Genomic DNA, 17,276 nt, shown 5'->3' with positions numbered 1-17,276 from the left:
TAGCGTATACCAATTCGTATACCAATAGACTCCGGCTTAAGGCGGATTTCCTCGGACTACTACAGACACAAAAAAGCCCGCAAACCTAGTAGGGATGCGGGCTTTCAGGACTTCTCCGGACTTATCTGGTAATAACCGGAACGTTATTTGGTGGAGCTGGGGGGATTTGAACCCCCGTCCGAAATTACTACACCGTCGGCACTACATGCTTAGTCTAGTCATTACATTCGCCGGTTAGCTGCGGACAGACACGCCACTAACAAACTATCCTGATTGGGTTTAACGCTTTCACCCCAGGCAAGGTGTCCACGCGATCTCTTTTGGTTTGACCTCTCTAAATTCCCCGTCCTAAGAGCGGAGGCTAGGGAGAGAGGGCTCTAAGCAGGTTATTAAGCTGCTAGTGCGTAGTTTTCGTCGTTTGCAACTATTTTTTTGCGGCTTTTTACGAGGCCAACCGCCCCTCGGCATGCTCCTTGGGCTTCGCAAATCCCGTCGAATCCAGAATCAGCCCCAAGTACTGTCGTGCACTATATCAGAAAATAGGTGCGCTAAGCCAGTAGCTTAGCGGTTTGAGTTCTTCATGATCCGAGCTTTGTCTACTTTCCACTCGCGATCTTTAATGTTGTCCCGCTTGTCGTGCTCTTTCTTACCTTTAGCCAGGCCAATTTTGACTTTGCTCCAGGCATTTTTCCAATACATGGAAAGCGCAACAATGGTGTAGCCGTCACGGCTGACCTTGCCGAGCAACGTTTCTAATTCACGTTTGTTGAGCAGTAATTTACGGGTGCGGGTTGGGTCGCAAACAACGTGGCTGGATGCGACACTTAAAGGCTGGATAGTCGCGCCAAATAGATAGGCTTCCCCATCCTTGAAGGTGACATAGCTGTCAGTGATGTTCGCTTTGCCAGCGCGCATCGATTTAACTTCCCAACCTTGCAAAGCAAGCCCCGCCTCGATCTCTTCTTCGATGAAGAATTCATGGCGAGCGCGTTTGTTCATCGCAATGGTTGCGGAACCGGGTTTATGTGCTTTTTTATTTGTCATAGTGATACTTATTATACTGTAAGCGTTGACGAATGAAATCCCTACCGGGCAACAGCCTGAGGATTTTGGCCTTTGTTGCTTAACTGGTCAGGTAGTTTTTTGTCTCGTGGTCGATAAATGGTATAATTTGCGCGATTTATGACACCTGGGAAATGATATGCCACAGATAAGTCGTTCTGCGCTTGTGCCGTTTAGCGTGGAGCAGATGTACAACTTAGTAAACGATGTTGATGCTTATCCGCAATTTTTGCCGGGTTGTACCGGTAGCCGAATTTTAGAACAAAGCCCCGAGTCTATGATTGCTGCCGTGGATGTTTCTAAGGCCGGTATTAGCAAAACCTTCACTACGCGGAATATGCTGTTCAGTAACCAGCGTATTGATATGCAACTCGTGGATGGCCCATTTCGTAAGTTGATGGGGGGCTGGAATTTTATTGCGCTCAGCTCTGAGGCCTGTAAGGTCGAGCTTAATTTAGATTTTGAATTTACCAATAAATTGATTGAGCTGGCATTCGGTAAAATTTTCAAAGAACTGGCCGGTAGCATGGTTCAGGCTTTCACCCTGCGTGCCAAAGAGGTTTACAGTGCCTGAGATCTGCGTTGAGGTTGTTTACGCATTGCCGGAACGCCAGTATCTGCGTACGGTCAAGCTGGAATCAGGAAGCACAGTCGAACAGGCTATTCAGGCATCAGGTTTGCTGGAACTACGAACTGACATCGATCTGGCAAGTAACAAGGTTGGTGTTTATAGCCGCCCGGTGAAACTGAGAGATATTGTTGATGATGGCGATCGTATTGAAATTTACCGTCCGCTGATTGCTGACCCCAAAGAGCTTCGACGATTACGTGCCGAACGCTCCAAAAAATAAGGCGCTTTGGGCGCCTTATTTTTTTACCCTGAGGATGAGTGCTGGCGGCTTATTGCCATCACCATCTGACGGGAAATTAATTCTTACTGTCTAATTTAAGCTTGTTATCCATGTTCGTTAACGTACCTGCTTCGTTAAAGGTCAGCGTCAGTGTTTGCTGTTTTACGTCCTGATGGCCCGGCTGTTCACGGAAAACGTAGTACCAGGTGTTATTGCCGAACGGATCATGCAGCATCGGTGTACCAAGAATATAAGCAACTTGTGGCTTGGTCATACCGGTATGAATTTTTTGTACATCAGCAGGAGACAGATAGTTCCCCTGATTGATGTCAGGCCGATAAACCACCTTTTCCAGTGTGGAACAGCCCGCAGTCAGCATTACGAGAGTTACTGCGGCGGCAGTTAGCGTTTTACAGCGCATAGTCATTACATTCCTTTAGGGCATAAGATGCCGATGATAATAGACCTTTCATCAGTTTGAAACCTTTGCGGGGCACCTGTATGACCGCAGAACTGTAAAAAAGTTGACCTTTTCACGCTGCCAGCAGTTCTTTTGCGTTCGCCAGCGTATGTCGCGTCACTTCGCTTCCACCCAGCAGACGGGCAAGTTCCTGCAATCTGGCCTTTTTATCGAGCGGGCTCATCTGTGTTTCAGTCACTTCGCCATCAGTGTCTTTGCTGACGAAATAATGTTGATGGCCACAACCGGCCACCTGCGGTAAATGCGTAACGCACATGACCTGAGTGGATTCACCCAACTGACGCAGTAGTTTGCCGACAATGGCTGCCGTTGGGCCACTGATACCCACATCAACCTCATCAAAAATCAGTGCCGGCGTTTCCATTTTTTGTGCAGTGATCACCTGAATCGCCAAAGCGATACGCGAAAGCTCGCCGCCGGAAGCGACTTTTGCCAATGCCTGCAAAGGTTGCCCTGGGTTGGTGGTGACCTGGAACTCTAAGCGGTCCGCGCCTTCCTGACTTAAATGCTCTGGTACGAACTGCACCTGAATCCTGAATTTACCGTGTGGCATGGAGAGTGCTTGCATGCTTTCCGTGATGAGACGTGCCAGCTCATCGGCGAAAAACTGCCGCTTGTCATGGAGCTGCTTGGCGATATCCAGTGCCTGAAGATAATGCAAATTCACTGTCTCGCTTAGTTCGGCCTGATTTATTTCTTGATCGTCCAACGCTTGTTGTTCTTCAAGCAACTGGCGGTGTAATTCCGGCAACGTTTCAGCAGGTACGCGATGTTTTTTAGCCAGGCTCATTTGGCGCGACAGGCGTTGCTCCAGTTCGAACAGGCGGTTAGGGTCCATATCAAGCTGTTCGCCGTAATGGCGAAGCTCGTCACTCGCTTCGCTGATTTGGATGGAAGCATCGTCAAGCATGCCGATCAGGTCATTCATTTTACTATCGAGTTCAACCAGTTCAGCCAGATGATTTTTAGCGGTATGCAACAGGCTGATAATATTTTGATCATCACCGTCGGCCAGCAGGTAAATCGCACTCTGGCTTAACGACAGGAGTTGTCCGCTGTTCGCCAGGCGTTTGTACTCTTCATCAATCTGTTCGTATTCTCCCGCCTGCGGCGAGAATTCATTCAGTTCTTTCAACTGGTATTGCAGCAGTTGGCGGCGTGCCTCGCGTTCCGTCACCTGCTGCTGATATTGCGCCAACAGGCGGCAGCTGTAGTGCCAATTCTGATAGGCCTGACGCATTTGTGACAGCAGCGCTGGCTGATCGGCGTAGGCATCCAGCAGCTGTTTTTGATGCTCGGGTTTGAGCAGAAGCTGGTGCGCATGCTGGCCGTGGATCTGGATTAGATGTTGGCCGACCTCCCGCAGTTGGGAAAGCGGGACCGGCGTACCGTTGATAAAGCCCCGAGAGCGGCCGTCAGCGCTGATGGTTCGACGCAGCAGGCAATCATTGCCTTCATCCAGTTGGTTTTCCGCCAGCCACTGTTTTGCAGAAGGTGTATCGGCCAGATTGAAGCGGGCACAGATATCTGCGCGCGCGGCCCCAAGGCGCACGGTGCTACCATCAGCACGGTTGCCAAGGCATAAGCCCAGCGCGTCAATCGCAATAGATTTACCCGCACCGGTTTCGCCAGTGATGGCCGTCATACCGCGGTGAAAATCGATGTCTAACTCACGAACAATGGCAAAGTTACTGATAGTTAATTGCGCCAGCATGATCACCTTCCTGTACATAAAAACAGACCTGTAATTACATACAGTATAAACTGGTTTTATATACAGTAAAGTCTCCGGCGCACTATTTTTTAGTATTCTGTGAGATGTATTCCATCAGAACAGTTTTTTTGACCAACCGAGCTTGGTGCTTAATGTGTTGAAGTAGCTGTAATCTTTAGGATGTATGAGATTCAGATGATACTCGCTGCGGCGGATCACGACTTCTTCTCCCTGTTGAATGGGTAGCGCAATCTGGCTGTCACAGCTGATTTCCAGGTCGCTGCTGATGTGGGAAAATTTCAGGCAGATGGTGCTGCTGCTGTTAATGACCAACGGACGGGCCGACAAGGTGTGCGGGAACATCGGCACCAGCGCAATGGCATCCAGCGTCGGGGTTAAAATCGGACCTCCTCCGGATAATGAATACGCCGTAGAACCTGTTGGGGTGGAAATGATCAATCCATCTGAACGCTGGGAAAAGGCGAATTTTTCATCAATATAAACTTCAAATTCAATCATATGCGCCACTTTGCCGGGGTGCAAAACCACCTCGTTAATCGCGGTGCTCATCCGACACTGGCGATCTTGGCAGCGCACCATGGCTTCCAGAAGAAAGCGCTGTTCGCTGATATATTCCCCTTTCAGGACATCATCGAGTTGCTGCAGGGCGTTGTCCGGATCGAGATCGGTGAGAAAACCAAGATTTCCACGGTTGATACCAATGACTTTAATGTCATAACGCGCCAGAACGCGCGCTGCGCCGAGCATATTGCCATCACCACCGACAACCACAGCCAGATCGGCTTTTTTACCAATATCGGCAAGACTGCCGGTTTGCGCACCTTTAAGTTTAAGATCCTGAGCGACCTGGCGTTCAACGACGACCTCATAACCTTTCGAGACTAACCAGTGATAAAGCATTTCATGGGTGGCGAGCGCGGAAGGATGGCGTGGGTGGCCGACAATGCCTATGCACTCAAATTTTTTATTCATCGCTGTGGTTATCCTCAGGAAGCTTTTTTAACGCCTGCATAATGTTCGAACCTTTGAAAGCAAACCTTGAAACGGCGGTTTTGATCCCCATAATAAGCCCAGTAGCAAGATTAATGCTAAAACGCGGAGAAATTCATGAGTAGTAAAGAACATAAAACGCCTAACGAGCAAGTCTCGGATGAGTTAAATCAGGAACAAGCGCTGCATACGGGAGCGGAAACTGAGGCGGCAGACGTCGTTGATCCGCGCGACGAGCGTATTGCAGAGCTTGAAGCTCAGTTGAACGAAGCTCAGCAGCGCGAACGCGATAGTCTGCTGCGCGCCAAGGCGGAAGTGGAAAACATTCGCCGCCGCACTGAGATGGACATTGAGAAAGCGCACAAATTCGCTCTGGAAAAATTCTCCAGCGAATTGCTGCCTGTGATCGACAATCTGGAGCGCGCACTGGATCTGGCCGATAAGTCCAATGGCGAACTGGCTGGTATGATTGAAGGGGTGGAGTTAACACTGAAATCCCTTTTGGATGCGGTACAAAAATTTGGTATGGAAGTCGTGAGCGATATTCATGTTCCATTTAACCCAGAGTTGCATCAGGCCATGACGCTGATGGAATCGGAAGATCTTGAGCCGAACCACGTGATGATGGTAATGCAGAAAGGTTACCGTCTGAACGGGCGCTTGCTTCGTCCTGCGATGGTTGCGGTGTCTAAAGCTAAAGCTTGATTCCGTTGTGATCTGATAAAAGGCATCCTGCGGGATGCCTTTTATATTTTAAGCAGATAGGACCTTTAAGCTGGTAGCACTGGTGTCCAGTGTATGGGGTTAAGTCCTTGTTTCTCAAGCAGGGCATTGGTTGTGGAAAAGTGTTTGCAACCCAAAAAACCGCGATGGGCTGACAGCGGTGAAGGATGCGGTGCTTTAAGAATATGATGGCGTTGAGCATCAATGAAGTTGCCTTTTTTCTGCGCATGAGATCCCCAGAGCAGAAAGATCACGCCATCGCGATGCTCATTGAGTGCAGCGATGACTTTATCGGTGAACGTCTCCCAGCCTAATTTTGCGTGGGAATGCGCCTGACCTGCTTCAACGGTCAACACAGTATTAAGCAGCAATACCCCCTGATCGGCCCAGCTTTGCAGATAGCCGTGCGCAGGGCGTTCGAAGCCGGGAATATCCGTCACCAGCTCTTTGTAAATATTGACCAGGGAAGGTGGAGCAGGGATGCCGGGGCGGACGGAGAAGGAGAGACCATGAGCCTGATTGGGGCCATGGTAAGGGTCCTGACCCAAGATCACGACTTTGACATCCGAGAGTTCCGTTGAGCGGAAGGCGCTAAAGACATCAGTCTGTGGCGGATAAATAATTTTGCCGGCAGCGCGTTCGCTGGCGACGTACTTCAGGGTGTCAACGAAGTAGGGCTGTTCTTTTTCGGCACCAATAACGTCATGCCAGGTGAGAGTGGTAGACATTAACGCGCTCCTTTTCTCTATAATTTCAATCGCGTTAGCTTACCTGCAAGCGCATAGCAGTGAAACCATGCTGCGCAATGATTGCAGAAAAGGCTCACACAGGCTGTTTGAGTGCAAAAATAATTGATGTTTTTCAAATTAAATTGAAATAGTTGGCTGGCAAAAATTGATATAAAACATTAATTTGCCATGCGGCCCGAATACCCACAGGTTTAAAGTTGATATTTATCAAAGAATGCGGGGTCTTCAACTGTTATACCTGATATCAGGTAACAGAAGACTGGCGTTAGTTTTGTACGACAGTCATGTTAAAAATCTCAGTTTCGTAGTTATTAACGGAGGCAATACATGATCACCGGAATCCAAATTACTAAAGCCAACAATGAAGCGCTGAAGAACTCTTTCTGGCTGCTTGATGATGAGAAAGCTGAAGCACGTTGTGTTTGTGCTAAAGCTGGTTTTGCCGAAGATCAAATCGTTGCAGTGAGCGATCTGGGTCAGATCGAATATCGTGAAGTGCCGATGGAGTTCCAGCCGACCGTTCGCGTTGAAGGTGGTCAGCATCTGAACGTCAACGTGATGCGTCGTGAAACTCTGGAAGATGCGGTCAAGCATCCGGAAAAATATCCGCAGCTAACTATTCGTGTATCTGGTTATGCGGTGCGTTTTAATTCCCTGACTCCAGAACAGCAACGTGATGTCATCACCCGTACTTTCACCGAAAGCCTGTAAGGGTTTCGGCAGAAATATCGATATGATGTAATAAAAAAAACCGCCTTCGGCGGTTTTTTTATTAATGAAATCAGCAGATTATTTAGAAAAATCTTTGGTTTCAGTTTCGGCTTTAACGCGCCGCTTGCCCACATTTTTACTGTCACGGTGACGCACTTTCACTTTCACCTTAGACTTAACCTGCGCTTCTTTCTGCTTCTCTTTACGCTTCGCCAGTACTTTTTTGGATGGCTTACCGGTGGTCTTTTCGCTTGGTGCTTTGGTTTTCGCACGCAGTTCATCAATGACACGTGGTTTTAACGGCTCATTGAGATAACGGCCGATTTTACCCAGCAACAGATGGTCATGTGCTTCAACAAACGAAATTGCCGTGCCTTTACGCCCCATACGACCGGTACGACCAATACGGTGCAGATAGGTATCGGCAGTCAGCGGCAGGTCGAAGTTAAAGACATGGCTGATGTCGTTGATATCCAGGCCGCGAGCGGCGATATCGGTAGCAACCAGTACGTTAACGCGGTCTTCAACCATACGCTTCACGGCTTCTGTACGCTTGACCTGTACCATTTCGCCTTCGAGGTAGCAGGAGTTGATCCCTGCCTCACGCAACCACGCCACCAGTTCATGCACACGTTCCCGCTTACGCACGAAGATCACTGATTTGGTGACATCTTCTTGCCTGAGCAAATGGATCAGCATCTGGGTCTTGTGCGCAACATCATCGACGCGGTAGTACCATTGCAGAATTTTTTTGCGTTCACGGCGTGAAGGATCGGCTTCGATTTCTACCGGCTCAGTCAGAATGCGCTCGGCAAATTCGCGAATCGCTTCGCCTTCCAGCGTGGCGGAGAACAGCAACGTCTGTTTGCGCCAGCGGGCTTCGGCAGAAATGGTTTCGATATCCTGAGCAAAACCCATGTCCAGCATGCGGTCAGCTTCGTCAAGGATCAGCGTTTCAATTGCGCGGCAATCGAAGTTTTCTTCCTTGATGTACTGCAACAAACGGCCGGTCGTCGCAACGACGATATCCTGATTTTCACTGAATACTTCGGCGTGGTTCATGTACGCCACACCGCCGGTGATCGTCGCGATATCCAGATCGGTGTGCTTAGCCAGTTCGCGAGCCTGGTCGGCAACTTGCATGGCTAATTCACGCGTTGGCGTGAGGATTAGAATTCGTGGCGGACCAGATTTCTTACGCGGGAAATCCAGCAAATGCTGCAATGCAGGCAACAGGAACGCTGCTGTTTTGCCGGTGCCGGTAGGAGCCGAACCCAACACATCGCGTCCGTCCATTGCAGGCGGAATTGCCTCTGCCTGAATGACAGTCGGGCGGCTATAGCCTTTTTCGCTTAGGGCGTTTAAAAGGCGTTCATCGAGTTCGAGTTCGGAAAAATTGGTTACAGTCATGGTCTACCTCTACTTGGGGCGCCGATTATAGACGTGTTAGACGCGATCTTCACCTATTTAAGCGGTTACCACAGCTTTTCCTTGGCAGTTGTTTGCCCTATGCTACGACAGTTTTGAATATCGGACCGTCTCGCTGATGGTTTTAACGGTGAATAATGTGGTGAAAGACGTCAGTGCCAGTCAGCCTTTGCGGCGTAATGGTTTTACTTTTAAGCAGTTTTTTGTCGCCCACGATCGATGCGCCATGAAAGTGGGCACTGATGGCGTCTTACTGGGAGCCTGGGCACCCGTAGAGCAGGCATCGCGTATTCTGGACATTGGTTCTGGCAGTGGCCTGATTGCTCTGATGCTGGCACAGCGGACTTCCTCGCCCGTCATTGTTGATGCTGCCGAACTTGATCTTCCCGCAGCGGATCAGGCGAAAGAAAATTTTCAGACCTCACCCTGGGCGGAACGTCTCAATGTCTTTGCGCAGGATATCAATGTCGTCGCACAAACGCATCCGGCCCACTACGATTTAATCGTCAGTAACCCTCCTTATTTTGAATCTGCCGTTGCCTGTCGCGACGAAGCGCGTAATACGGCGCGTTATACCCAAACGCTGACCCACTCGGCGCTGTTGCAGTGTGCCGAAAAGCTATTGATGCCTCAGGGGATATTTTGCGTGGTACTGCCTTATGACCTGGGTTTGACCCTGGAAAATAATGCACATCAGCAAGGATGGTTTACGGTCCGCCGACTCGCCGTGCGCGATCGCCCGGGTAAAGCGCTGAACCGTTTGCTACTGACTTTATCACGTCAGCCCGCTGAGATTGATGCTCAGGAATTGGATTTACGTGAAAGTGAAGGCATCTATAGCCCGGCGTTTCGTGCACTGATTGCAGATTTTTATCTGAATTATTAAATTGGCGGTATTTAAAACAATGCGGTCCCTCGCACTGTTTATGGAACCGTACTTACGGTTGGAGGATGGTTGGCTGCGGGTTTTCCAACTGATCAGGATAATCGAGCGTGAAGTGCAATCCGCGGCTTTCTTTGCGCTCCATTGCACTGCGGACAATTAATTCAGCGACCTGAACCAGATTACGTAATTCCAGCAGGTTGTTGGAAATACGGAAGTTGGCATAGTACTCATCAATTTCCTGTTGCAGGGTAGTTATGCGGCGCAGTGCGCGTTCCAGGCGCTTGGTCGTGCGTACAATGCCCACGTAGTCCCACATAAACAGACGCAACTCATGCCAGTTATGTTGAATGACGACCTGCTCATCGGAATTGTCGACCCGGCTTTCGTCCCACAGGGGAAGATGCTTCGCCAGTCTGGCGTGCGGCAGGCGCTTAATGATGTCTTCTGCCGCTGACCAGCCATACACCAGACACTCCAACAGAGAATTTGATGCCAGACGGTTAGCACCATGTAAGCCGGTATAGCTCACTTCACCAATTGCATATAGACCATCCAGATCGGTGCGCCCATGTTGGTCAACCATCACGCCGCCACAGGTATAGTGCGCAGCGGGAACGATAGGTATTGCCTCTTTCGTGAGATCAATCCCCAACGACATCAACTTTTCATAAATCATCGGGAAATGCTGCATGATGAATTCTGACGGGCGATGACTGATATCAAGGTACATACAGTCTGCGCCAAGTCGTTTCATTTCATGGTCAATGGCGCGCGCCACAACGTCACGGGGAGCTAACTCGCCACGCTCATCGAAATCCGGCATAAAACGGCTGCCATCCGGGCGTTTGAGGAAGGCACCCTCGCCGCGCAGGGCTTCAGTCAGCAAGAAGTTTCTGGCTTGTGGATGGTATAAACAGGTGGGATGGAACTGATTGAATTCCAGGTTCGCAACACGGCATCCGGCACGCCAGGCCATCGCAATACCGTCGCCTGAAGAAATGTCAGGGTTGGTGGTGTACTGATACACTTTTGCCGCGCCACCTGTGGCGAGGATCACCGCTTTTGCACGCAGTGTTTCTACATGCTCTTTCTCACGGTTCCAAACATAAGCGCCTACCACGCGCTGCGTTCCTGCCAGGCCAATTTTACTGGAGGTGATCAGGTCAACGGCGTTATAGCGTTCCTTTACGCAAATATTTGGGTGTTGTCTTGCTTTCCCTACTAGCGTGGTCTCTACTTCTTTACCCGTTGCATCGGCGGTGTGAAGTATGCGCCGGTGACTGTGGCCGCCTTCACGAGTCAGGTGATAACGCTCCTCAGAGCTGGCGTTCGTTTCGGTATCAAACAAGACGCCCTGGTCAATCAACCACTGCACGCAGGTGCGCGCATTTCCGGCGATGAATTCGACGGCTTCTTTATCACACAATCCGGCACCAGCGATAAGTGTGTCGTCGACGTGTGAGGCAATGCTGTCCTGCTCATCGAACACTGCGGCGATGCCGCCCTGAGCGTAAAAGGTTGCGCCTTCGTTTAAAGGTCCTTTGCTGAGTACAGTAACGCTACAGTGGTCTGCAAGTCGTAAAGCCAAAGACAATCCGGCAGCACCACTCCCGATAATCAATACATCGCTGACAAATTCAGATGAAGGTTGCATAACGTATGATGTTTGCAGAAGAAGAGGGAAATTCATGTTAGCCTAAACATCCTGGCAAAAGCCACGGACTTAAGACTTCAATATAAAAAACAATGGCGATGTGGAACTTAATGTTCCATGTGAACTCCAAGCAGTACTTGCTCAGGAATATAATTATGGCAGCTGGCAGTACGACTTTACGCGCGGAGATGGTTTTGGGGAGATGTTACCTCGAATGAGCGAGCAGTTAGCCGATCAGGTTCTGGTTGAGCGGGTCCAGAAGGGCGATCAGAAATCGTTCAATTTACTGGTTATCCGTTACCAGCATAAAGTAGCGAGCCTGGTTTCCCGCTACGTACCACAAGGCGATGTGCCTGATGTGGTTCAGGAATCATTTATTAAGGCATATCGTGCATTGGAGTCATTTCGAGGCGATAGTGCTTTTTACACGTGGTTGTACCGTATTGCGGTCAACACAGCGAAAAATTATTTAGTGGCTCAAGGGCGTCGCCCGCCAGCCAGTGATGTGGACGCCAGCGATGCAGAAAACTTCGAAAGTGGCGGCGCGTTAAAAGAAATTTCGAACCCTGAGAACTTGATGTTGTCAGAAGAGTTACGGCAGATAGTTTTCCGTACTATTGAAGCGCTTCCTGAAGATCTTCGCATGGCGATAACCTTGAGGGAGTTAGATGGACTGAGCTATGAAGAAATAGCCTCCATCATGGATTGCCCCGTCGGCACAGTCAGATCCCGTATTTTCCGTGCCAGGGAAGCAATTGATAATAAAGTTCAACCGCTGATTCAGCGTTAACGATAGCGGACACAGGAAGGGTACTTAGACATGCAGAAAGAAAAGCTTTCCGCTCTGATGGATGGTGAAGTCTTAGATTCCGAACTGCTGAGTTCGCTGTCGGAAGATAAAACGCTTCAGCAAAACTGGCAGAGTTATCACTTGATCCGCGACACTATGCGCGGTGATATGGGAAATGTTGTGCATCTGGATATCGCAGATCGTGTAGCTGCTGCATTAGCTAATGAACCTGCTAAGTTGGTCCCCGGTGCCGTTCCTGAATCTCAGCCGCAGCCACATGTTTGGGAGAAAATGCCGTTCTGGCATAAGGTTCGCCCATGGGCTAGCCAACTGACTCAGGTTGGCGTTGCAGCTTGTGTTTCCCTTGCGGTGATTGCTGGTGTACAGCACTACAATCAACCAGACGCATCCGGTGCTGCACCTGAAACGCCTACGTTCAATACGTTGCCGATGATGGGTAAAGCCTCCCCAGTCAGCTTTGGTGTGCCAAACAACGACAGTACGTCACTGAATGGACAGCAAAATGTGCAGGAACAACGCAAACGTGTTAATGCCATTTTGCAGGATTACGAACTGCAGCGCAGATTGCATTCTGATCAGCTTCAGTTGGAATCTGTTACGCCACAGCAGGCCGCTGTTCAGGTACCCGGAACTCAGTCTTTAGGAATGCAAACGCAGTAATGAAGCAAATTTGGTTTGCCGTTTGTTTACTGACAGGCAGCCTGCTTACTCCAATGATTGCCTCGGCGGAACCAACCTCCGAGGCGTTATTGCAAGAGATGAGTAAGGCGAGCCAGTCATTAAATTATGAAATCGCTTTTATCAGCATCACGAAGCAGGGAATAGATTCCTATCGTTATCGTCATGCTCTCTCCAACAATATCCCTCTCGCGCAGTTAGTTCTCATGGACGGGCCTCGCCGTGAAATTGTTCAACGCGGCAAAGACATTAGTTATTTCGAAACCGGTCTGCAGCCTTTCACTTTGGATGGCGATCATATCGTTGATTCTTTGCCGACAATTGTGTTCAGCGATTTTGCCAGATTGGCAAAATATTATGACTTTATTCCCGTTGGCAGAGCGCGCGTTGTTGATCGGCTAAGCCAGGTGATAAGAGTTGTATCGCGCGATGGCACACGTTTCAGCTATGTCATATGGATTGATGAAACCACGAAGTTGCCGCTGCGGGTAGATTTACAGGATCGTGATGGCGAGACTCTGGAGCAATTCCGTATTATCTCTTTTGTTGCTGATGATGCGGTGAAAGAATCCTTGGCGAAATTAGAGAAAGCAGCATTGCCACCGGTGCTTTCAGTACCCAGCGGGGACAAAGCCCAATTTAACTGGCAACCTAAGTGGTTACCTGATGGCGTTACTGAAGTGGCAAGCAGTCGCAGAAACTTGCCAAATATGCCGGTTGCGATAGAATCGCGTCTCTATTCTGATGGATTATTCAGCTTCTCTGTCAACGTGAATACCACCACTAACCCACCTGCCGAGCAGTTAGTCAGGCAAGGGCGTCGGACGGTGCAAACAGAGATCCGTAACGCCAATGAAATTACCGTTGTAGGAGAGCTACCGCCTTCAACAGCGAAGAGAGTTGCTGATAGTGTTGACTTCGATGCGCAGTAAAAGGTAAGGCAATCAAGATGATGAAAGAGTGGGCTACAGTCATTTCGTGGCAAGATGGTATTGCAAAGCTGCGTTGCGAGACGCAGGCTGGCTGTAGCAGCTGTCATTCGCGATCTGGCTGCGGAGCGCGTGTCCTCAATGAGCTCGGTCCGCAAACTGAACATAATCTTCAGATTCATGTGGAACAAAAGCTTGAGCCAGGCCAAAAAGTTGAGTTAGGTATCACTGAAACTAGTCTTCTATATTCCGCTTTATTAGTTTACATGACGCCGTTATTGGGTGTGATCCTGGGAGGAGGGCTGTTGCAATGGCTAACTCAAGGGGATTTATACTCAGTCATTGGCGCTATCGCAGGAGGCGGGCTGGGCTTTTTAGTTGCACGAATCCTGGCTTCCAGACTTGAAAATCAGTCTGGTTATCAGCCCATTATTTTACAAATTGGTCTGCCGCCTGATACATTCCGTTTCCACAATGAAAAACCTCAGATATCTTCCTGATCGTTTTGCTGTCTATTAATAGCCAGCGAACCTTGTTCTCCCGTCCCTTATCTATTACCAAATCTATATTAATTTCTTACCGGGATGCGGTTTTGGATCATATGCTCAATGAGAGCGATAAACAGGTCGGCGCTGAGTAACGATGTATAAAGCATGGAGAAAAGAATTCTGCCATTGGCATCCAGCAGACGGACAAGCTGGCTATTACTTCCCCCGCTAATATATTGCACATCTTCGACAGGAATACATAGCCCTTCATCCGACGTAATAAAGCGCGCACTGAGTCTTATCTTTTTTTCATTCAACATCAACAAATTAGCTCTGAATAAGTGCTGAAGTTTGGACGTTGATTCTGCTAAATAGGTGAAGGAAAAACTCCCATCGTTAGCCAGAATAGCCAACGCCTGCGGGCCACGCGACATGAGTTGCTCATTCTTTATGACTTCAATCAGCCTTTCTGCGTGGGTGATGTTTGGGGTGATCCTATGCCAGTATTTATCATTCCCCTCGCGAAAAGCCATGGTGTCTAATATTTTTCGGGTATATTTACCGGTTCTGTAACGGTAAATCTCCGTTATTCTGTCGAAAGGGACAAAACGGTGTTTTTTGTCACTTTCGTTAATCACCAATATTCCATTTTCATGCAGTTGGTAAATTTGTTTAGGTTTGGTGTAGTGCCTGAGAATGAATAAAATTATGCCTAAGCCAATACTGAAAATAGCCGAGAGCGTAATAATATGCAGTCCATCGCTCCCCGTTCTTCCCAAAGCAAGAAGGAATACGAACTCTATTGCGCCTCCCACCATTAATAGCGCAGCAAGAATCATAATGATCCAAGAATTGGCTCTGGCAAAGCCATGCTGACTAAGCAACCGTCCTTCATTGATCATGATGCTAACCTTGTGACCGTATTGAGAAAAGTAAGGTAAAACAAACATTCAAAGAAATTGAAATAGATTCTAAATAAATCTTTTTATAACAGCTATTTAAAGTTTTTTTTGCTGATGAGTAAATGAGCATTTTCCTAAAGTCCTGTCACGTCATGCGTTGTGCCACGAGGCAGAGAGGGTCATCAGGAAGACTTGCTTACAACTTATTGCATTCGCTGCTGCATTCCGTAATGGGAAGATAGGCATAATGCTCAGTTAGGTGGCGGGGAGGCTAGGTTTTCGCGGTCCCCACATGTAGAATGCTGCGACTCAGGCGAAAGACAGCCAACCTACAAACCGTCGCTGTGTTGTTATGGCGAATGATTCAGAAATACCAAGGTAGAAAATCTTTATAATGAAGAACATAAGAAATTTTTCCATCATCGCCCACATTGACCACGGTAAGTCGACGCTGTCCGACCGTATTATTCAAATCTGCGGCGGCTTGTCCGATCGTGAAATGGAAGCGCAAGTTCTTGACTCAATGGATCTGGAACGTGAACGAGGGATCACCATCAAAGCCCAGAGTGTTACGCTGGACTATAAAGCCAAAGATGGCGAGATCTACCACCTAAATTTCATCGATACACCAGGCCATGTCGACTTCTCTTATGAAGTTTCGCGCTCACTGGCTGCGTGTGAAGGTGCGCTGTTAGTGGTCGATGCAGGTCAGGGAGTTGAAGCTCAGACCCTGGCAAACTGCTACACCGCCATGGAAATGAATCTGGAAGTTGTACCGGTTCTCAATAAAATCGACCTGCCAGCCGCCGATCCGGATCGCGCCGCTCAGGAGATTGAAGACATCGTGGGTATTGATGCAACAGACGCAGTGCGCTGTTCTGCTAAAACCGGTGTTGGCGTACCTGATATTTTGGAACGTCTGGTGCGTGATATTCCGCCGCCAGTAGGCGATCCTGACGCGCCATTGCAGGCGTTGATCATCGACTCTTGGTTCGATAACTATCTCGGCGTGGTTTCTCTGGTCCGTATTAAGAACGGCACGATGAGAAAGGGCGATAAAATCAAAGTGATGAGCACCGGTCAGGTTTATAACGCCGATCGCCTTGGTATCTTCACGCCTAAACGTGTCGATCGCGATGTGTTGGGCTGCGGTGAAGTTGGCTGGCTGGTTTGTGCGATTAAAGACATCCTCGGCGCGCCAGTGGGCGATACGCTCACTCAGTCACGCCACCCGGCTGATAAAGCTCTGCCTGGTTTTAAGAAAGTAAAACCGCAGGTATATGCCGGTTTGTTCCCGGTCAGCTCCGACGATTATGAAAACTTCCGTGATGCTCTCGGCAAACTCAGCCTGAACGATGCCTCACTTTTCTACGAACCAGAAAGTTCTACTGCGCTGGGCTTCGGCTTCCGCTGCGGTTTTCTGGGTCTGCTACACATGGAGATCATTCAGGAGCGTCTGGAACGCGAATACGATCTGGATCTGATCACCACGGCACCGACGGTTGTTTACGAAGTTGAGACCACCAGCAAAGAAATCATCTACGTTGATAGCCCGTCGAAGCTGCCAGCGCTGAATAATATCGAAGAGTTGCGCGAGCCTATCGCTGAGTGTCACATGTTGATGCCGCAGGAGTATCTGGGCAGCGTTATCACACTTTGTATCGAAAAGCGTGGCACCCAGACCAACATGGTTTACCACGGCAATCAGGTTGCGTTGACCTATGAAATCCCGATGGCAGAAGTGGTGCTCGATTTCTTTGACCGTCTGAAGTCAACGTCACGTGGTTATGCTTCGCTTGACTATAATTTTAAACGTTTCCAGGCCTCAGACATGGTGCGTGTTGACGTGTTGATCAACGGCGATCGTGTCGATGCGCTGGCACTGATCACTCACCGTGGTAATTCGCAGTCCCGTGGACGTCAGCTGGTTGAAAAAATGCAGGAACTTATCCCGCGTCAACAGTTTGACATCGCCATTCAGGCCGCTATTGGTGCTCATATCATTGCGCGAGCCACCGTTAAGCAATTACGTAAAAACGTAATTGCGAAATGTTACGGCGGTGACGTGAGCCGTAAAAAGAAACTGTTGCAAAAACAGAAAGATGGTAAGAAACGCATGAAGCAGGTGGGTAACGTTGAGCTACCGCAAGAAGCGTTCCTGGCTATTCTCCATGTTGGTAAAGACGGCAAATAAGCCC

18 protein-coding genes and 1 other RNA gene are annotated in these 17,276 nt (G+C 49.1%); 10 read left to right on the top strand and 9 right to left on the bottom strand.

Going from position 1 to position 17,276, the window contains the following annotated elements; translation table 11 throughout:
• Positions 1-148 precede the first annotated feature (148 nt).
• Together ssrA and smpB are read right to left on the bottom strand one after the other, a co-directional pair.
• Positions 149-512: a transfer-messenger RNA gene (ssrA, locus tag ACMV8I_RS09690) on the bottom strand.
• 49 nt (positions 513-561) lie between these two features.
• Positions 562-1,044 carry an SsrA-binding protein SmpB gene (gene smpB / locus ACMV8I_RS09685; protein WP_497231276.1) on the bottom strand — a complete coding sequence of 161 codons (483 nt, stop codon included), beginning with the start codon at positions 1,042-1,044 and terminating at the stop codon, positions 562-564.
• 157 nt (positions 1,045-1,201) lie between these two features.
• Between smpB and ACMV8I_RS09680 the strand changes: the two genes are divergently transcribed.
• Positions 1,202-1,636 carry a type II toxin-antitoxin system RatA family toxin gene (locus ACMV8I_RS09680; RefSeq protein ID WP_498865006.1) on the top strand — a complete coding sequence of 145 codons (435 nt, stop codon included), beginning with the start codon at positions 1,202-1,204 and terminating at the stop codon, positions 1,634-1,636.
• The gene (locus ACMV8I_RS09675; protein WP_498865005.1) at positions 1,629-1,913 is read left to right on the top strand and encodes an RnfH family protein; all 285 of its coding nucleotides are present in this window, start codon (positions 1,629-1,631) and stop codon (positions 1,911-1,913) included. Before ACMV8I_RS09680 ends, ACMV8I_RS09675 begins: the two co-directional genes overlap by 8 nt.
• 76 nt (positions 1,914-1,989) lie before the next feature.
• Here ACMV8I_RS09675 and bamE read toward each other — a convergent pair whose 3' ends face one another.
• The 3 genes from bamE to nadK form a co-directional block, all read right to left on the bottom strand.
• A complete protein-coding gene (bamE, locus tag ACMV8I_RS09670; RefSeq protein WP_497231278.1) occupies positions 1,990-2,334 on the bottom strand; it encodes an outer membrane protein assembly factor BamE in 345 nt (114 codons plus the stop codon).
• Between the two features lie 112 nt (positions 2,335-2,446).
• Entirely contained in the window at positions 2,447-4,108 is a 1,662-nt protein-coding gene (gene recN / locus ACMV8I_RS09665) for a DNA repair protein RecN (RefSeq protein WP_498865004.1), read from the bottom strand.
• A gap of 114 nt (positions 4,109-4,222) precedes the next feature.
• Entirely contained in the window at positions 4,223-5,101 is an 879-nt protein-coding gene (gene nadK, locus ACMV8I_RS09660; RefSeq protein ID WP_498865003.1) for an NAD(+) kinase, read from the bottom strand.
• Between the two features lie 135 nt (positions 5,102-5,236).
• Between nadK and grpE the strand changes: the two genes are divergently transcribed.
• Entirely contained in the window at positions 5,237-5,824 is a 588-nt protein-coding gene (gene grpE / locus ACMV8I_RS09655) for a nucleotide exchange factor GrpE (protein ID WP_498865002.1), read from the top strand.
• Between the two features lie 65 nt (positions 5,825-5,889).
• Here grpE and ung read toward each other — a convergent pair whose 3' ends face one another.
• On the bottom strand, positions 5,890-6,570 hold the full coding sequence (ung, locus tag ACMV8I_RS09650; protein WP_498865001.1) for a uracil-DNA glycosylase: 681 nt from the start codon (positions 6,568-6,570) through the stop codon (positions 5,890-5,892).
• A 348-nt stretch (positions 6,571-6,918) separates the two neighbouring features.
• Between ung and grcA the strand changes: the two genes are divergently transcribed.
• Positions 6,919-7,302, top strand: a complete 384-nt coding sequence (gene grcA, locus ACMV8I_RS09645; RefSeq protein WP_498865000.1) for an autonomous glycyl radical cofactor GrcA — start codon at positions 6,919-6,921, stop codon at positions 7,300-7,302.
• A 78-nt stretch (positions 7,303-7,380) separates the two neighbouring features.
• On the opposite strand, the gene srmB is transcribed toward grcA, so the two are convergent.
• Positions 7,381-8,712: an ATP-dependent RNA helicase SrmB gene (srmB, locus tag ACMV8I_RS09640; RefSeq protein ID WP_498864999.1), complete on the bottom strand. Its 1,332-nt coding sequence runs from the start codon at positions 8,710-8,712 to the stop codon at positions 7,381-7,383.
• A 160-nt stretch (positions 8,713-8,872) separates the two neighbouring features.
• Here srmB and trmN point away from each other — a divergent pair, with 160 nt between their 5' ends.
• A complete protein-coding gene (trmN, locus tag ACMV8I_RS09635; RefSeq protein WP_498865034.1) occupies positions 8,873-9,616 on the top strand; it encodes a tRNA(1)(Val) (adenine(37)-N(6))-methyltransferase TrmN in 744 nt (247 codons plus the stop codon).
• A 52-nt stretch (positions 9,617-9,668) separates the two neighbouring features.
• On the opposite strand, the gene nadB is transcribed toward trmN, so the two are convergent.
• Positions 9,669-11,270 carry an L-aspartate oxidase gene (gene nadB, locus ACMV8I_RS09630; protein WP_498864998.1) on the bottom strand — a complete coding sequence of 534 codons (1,602 nt, stop codon included), beginning with the start codon at positions 11,268-11,270 and terminating at the stop codon, positions 9,669-9,671.
• Between the two features lie 214 nt (positions 11,271-11,484).
• Between nadB and rpoE the strand changes: the two genes are divergently transcribed.
• Genes rpoE through rseC form a run of 4 tightly spaced genes read left to right on the top strand, consistent with a single transcriptional unit; the run spans position 11,485 to position 14,188 of the window.
• Positions 11,485-12,060: an RNA polymerase sigma factor RpoE gene (gene rpoE, locus ACMV8I_RS09625; protein ID WP_498864997.1), complete on the top strand. Its 576-nt coding sequence runs from the start codon at positions 11,485-11,487 to the stop codon at positions 12,058-12,060.
• A gap of 30 nt (positions 12,061-12,090) precedes the next feature.
• Positions 12,091-12,741: an anti-sigma-E factor RseA gene (rseA, locus tag ACMV8I_RS09620; RefSeq protein WP_498864996.1), complete on the top strand. Its 651-nt coding sequence runs from the start codon at positions 12,091-12,093 to the stop codon at positions 12,739-12,741.
• Positions 12,741-13,691 carry a sigma-E factor regulatory protein RseB gene (rseB, locus tag ACMV8I_RS09615; RefSeq protein ID WP_498864995.1) on the top strand — a complete coding sequence of 317 codons (951 nt, stop codon included), beginning with the start codon at positions 12,741-12,743 and terminating at the stop codon, positions 13,689-13,691. Before rseA ends, rseB begins: the two co-directional genes overlap by 1 nt.
• Positions 13,692-13,708: 17 nt before the next feature.
• Entirely contained in the window at positions 13,709-14,188 is a 480-nt protein-coding gene (rseC, locus tag ACMV8I_RS09610) for a SoxR-reducing system protein RseC (protein WP_498864994.1), read from the top strand.
• 68 nt (positions 14,189-14,256) lie between these two features.
• Here the strand turns inward: rseC and ACMV8I_RS09605 are convergent, their stop codons facing one another.
• The gene (locus tag ACMV8I_RS09605; protein ID WP_498864993.1) at positions 14,257-15,078 is read right to left on the bottom strand and encodes a DUF308 domain-containing protein; all 822 of its coding nucleotides are present in this window, start codon (positions 15,076-15,078) and stop codon (positions 14,257-14,259) included.
• 394 nt (positions 15,079-15,472) lie between these two features.
• On the opposite strand from ACMV8I_RS09605, the gene lepA reads away from it, so the two are divergent.
• Positions 15,473-17,272, top strand: coding sequence for a translation elongation factor 4 (gene lepA / locus ACMV8I_RS09600; protein WP_498864992.1), 1,800 nt, complete (start codon positions 15,473-15,475; stop codon positions 17,270-17,272).
• Positions 17,273-17,276: the final 4 nt, after the last annotated feature.

This window comes from Ewingella sp. S1.OA.A_B6, assembly GCF_049889095.1.
GTDB lineage: Bacteria > Pseudomonadota > Gammaproteobacteria > Enterobacterales > Enterobacteriaceae > Ewingella.
Note: the sequence above shows the minus strand (reverse complement) of the source record. Positions and strands in the feature narration are given on the sequence as shown.

What these genes read in the sequence shown, in the direction of transcription:
- smpB (WP_497231276.1), bottom strand. Translation starts at nt 1,044, where the DNA reads ATGACAAATAAAAAAGCACATAAACCCGGTTCCGCAACCATTGCGATG.
- ACMV8I_RS09680 (WP_498865006.1), top strand. Translation starts at nt 1,202, where the DNA reads ATGCCACAGATAAGTCGTTCTGCGCTTGTGCCGTTTAGCGTGGAGCAG.
- bamE (WP_497231278.1), bottom strand. Translation starts at nt 2,334, where the DNA reads ATGCGCTGTAAAACGCTAACTGCCGCCGCAGTAACTCTCGTAATGCTG.
- recN (WP_498865004.1), bottom strand. Translation starts at nt 4,108, where the DNA reads ATGCTGGCGCAATTAACTATCAGTAACTTTGCCATTGTTCGTGAGTTA.
- nadK (WP_498865003.1), bottom strand. Translation starts at nt 5,101, where the DNA reads ATGAATAAAAAATTTGAGTGCATAGGCATTGTCGGCCACCCACGCCAT.
- grpE (WP_498865002.1), top strand. Translation starts at nt 5,237, where the DNA reads ATGAGTAGTAAAGAACATAAAACGCCTAACGAGCAAGTCTCGGATGAG.
- ung (WP_498865001.1), bottom strand. Translation starts at nt 6,570, where the DNA reads ATGTCTACCACTCTCACCTGGCATGACGTTATTGGTGCCGAAAAAGAA.
- grcA (WP_498865000.1), top strand. Translation starts at nt 6,919, where the DNA reads ATGATCACCGGAATCCAAATTACTAAAGCCAACAATGAAGCGCTGAAG.
- srmB (WP_498864999.1), bottom strand. Translation starts at nt 8,712, where the DNA reads ATGACTGTAACCAATTTTTCCGAACTCGAACTCGATGAACGCCTTTTA.
- nadB (WP_498864998.1), bottom strand. Translation starts at nt 11,270, where the DNA reads ATGCAACCTTCATCTGAATTTGTCAGCGATGTATTGATTATCGGGAGT.
- rpoE (WP_498864997.1), top strand. Translation starts at nt 11,485, where the DNA reads ATGAGCGAGCAGTTAGCCGATCAGGTTCTGGTTGAGCGGGTCCAGAAG.
- rseA (WP_498864996.1), top strand. Translation starts at nt 12,091, where the DNA reads ATGCAGAAAGAAAAGCTTTCCGCTCTGATGGATGGTGAAGTCTTAGAT.
- rseB (WP_498864995.1), top strand. Translation starts at nt 12,741, where the DNA reads ATGAAGCAAATTTGGTTTGCCGTTTGTTTACTGACAGGCAGCCTGCTT.
- rseC (WP_498864994.1), top strand. Translation starts at nt 13,709, where the DNA reads ATGATGAAAGAGTGGGCTACAGTCATTTCGTGGCAAGATGGTATTGCA.
- ACMV8I_RS09605 (WP_498864993.1), bottom strand. Translation starts at nt 15,078, where the DNA reads ATGATCAATGAAGGACGGTTGCTTAGTCAGCATGGCTTTGCCAGAGCC.
- lepA (WP_498864992.1), top strand. Translation starts at nt 15,473, where the DNA reads ATGAAGAACATAAGAAATTTTTCCATCATCGCCCACATTGACCACGGT.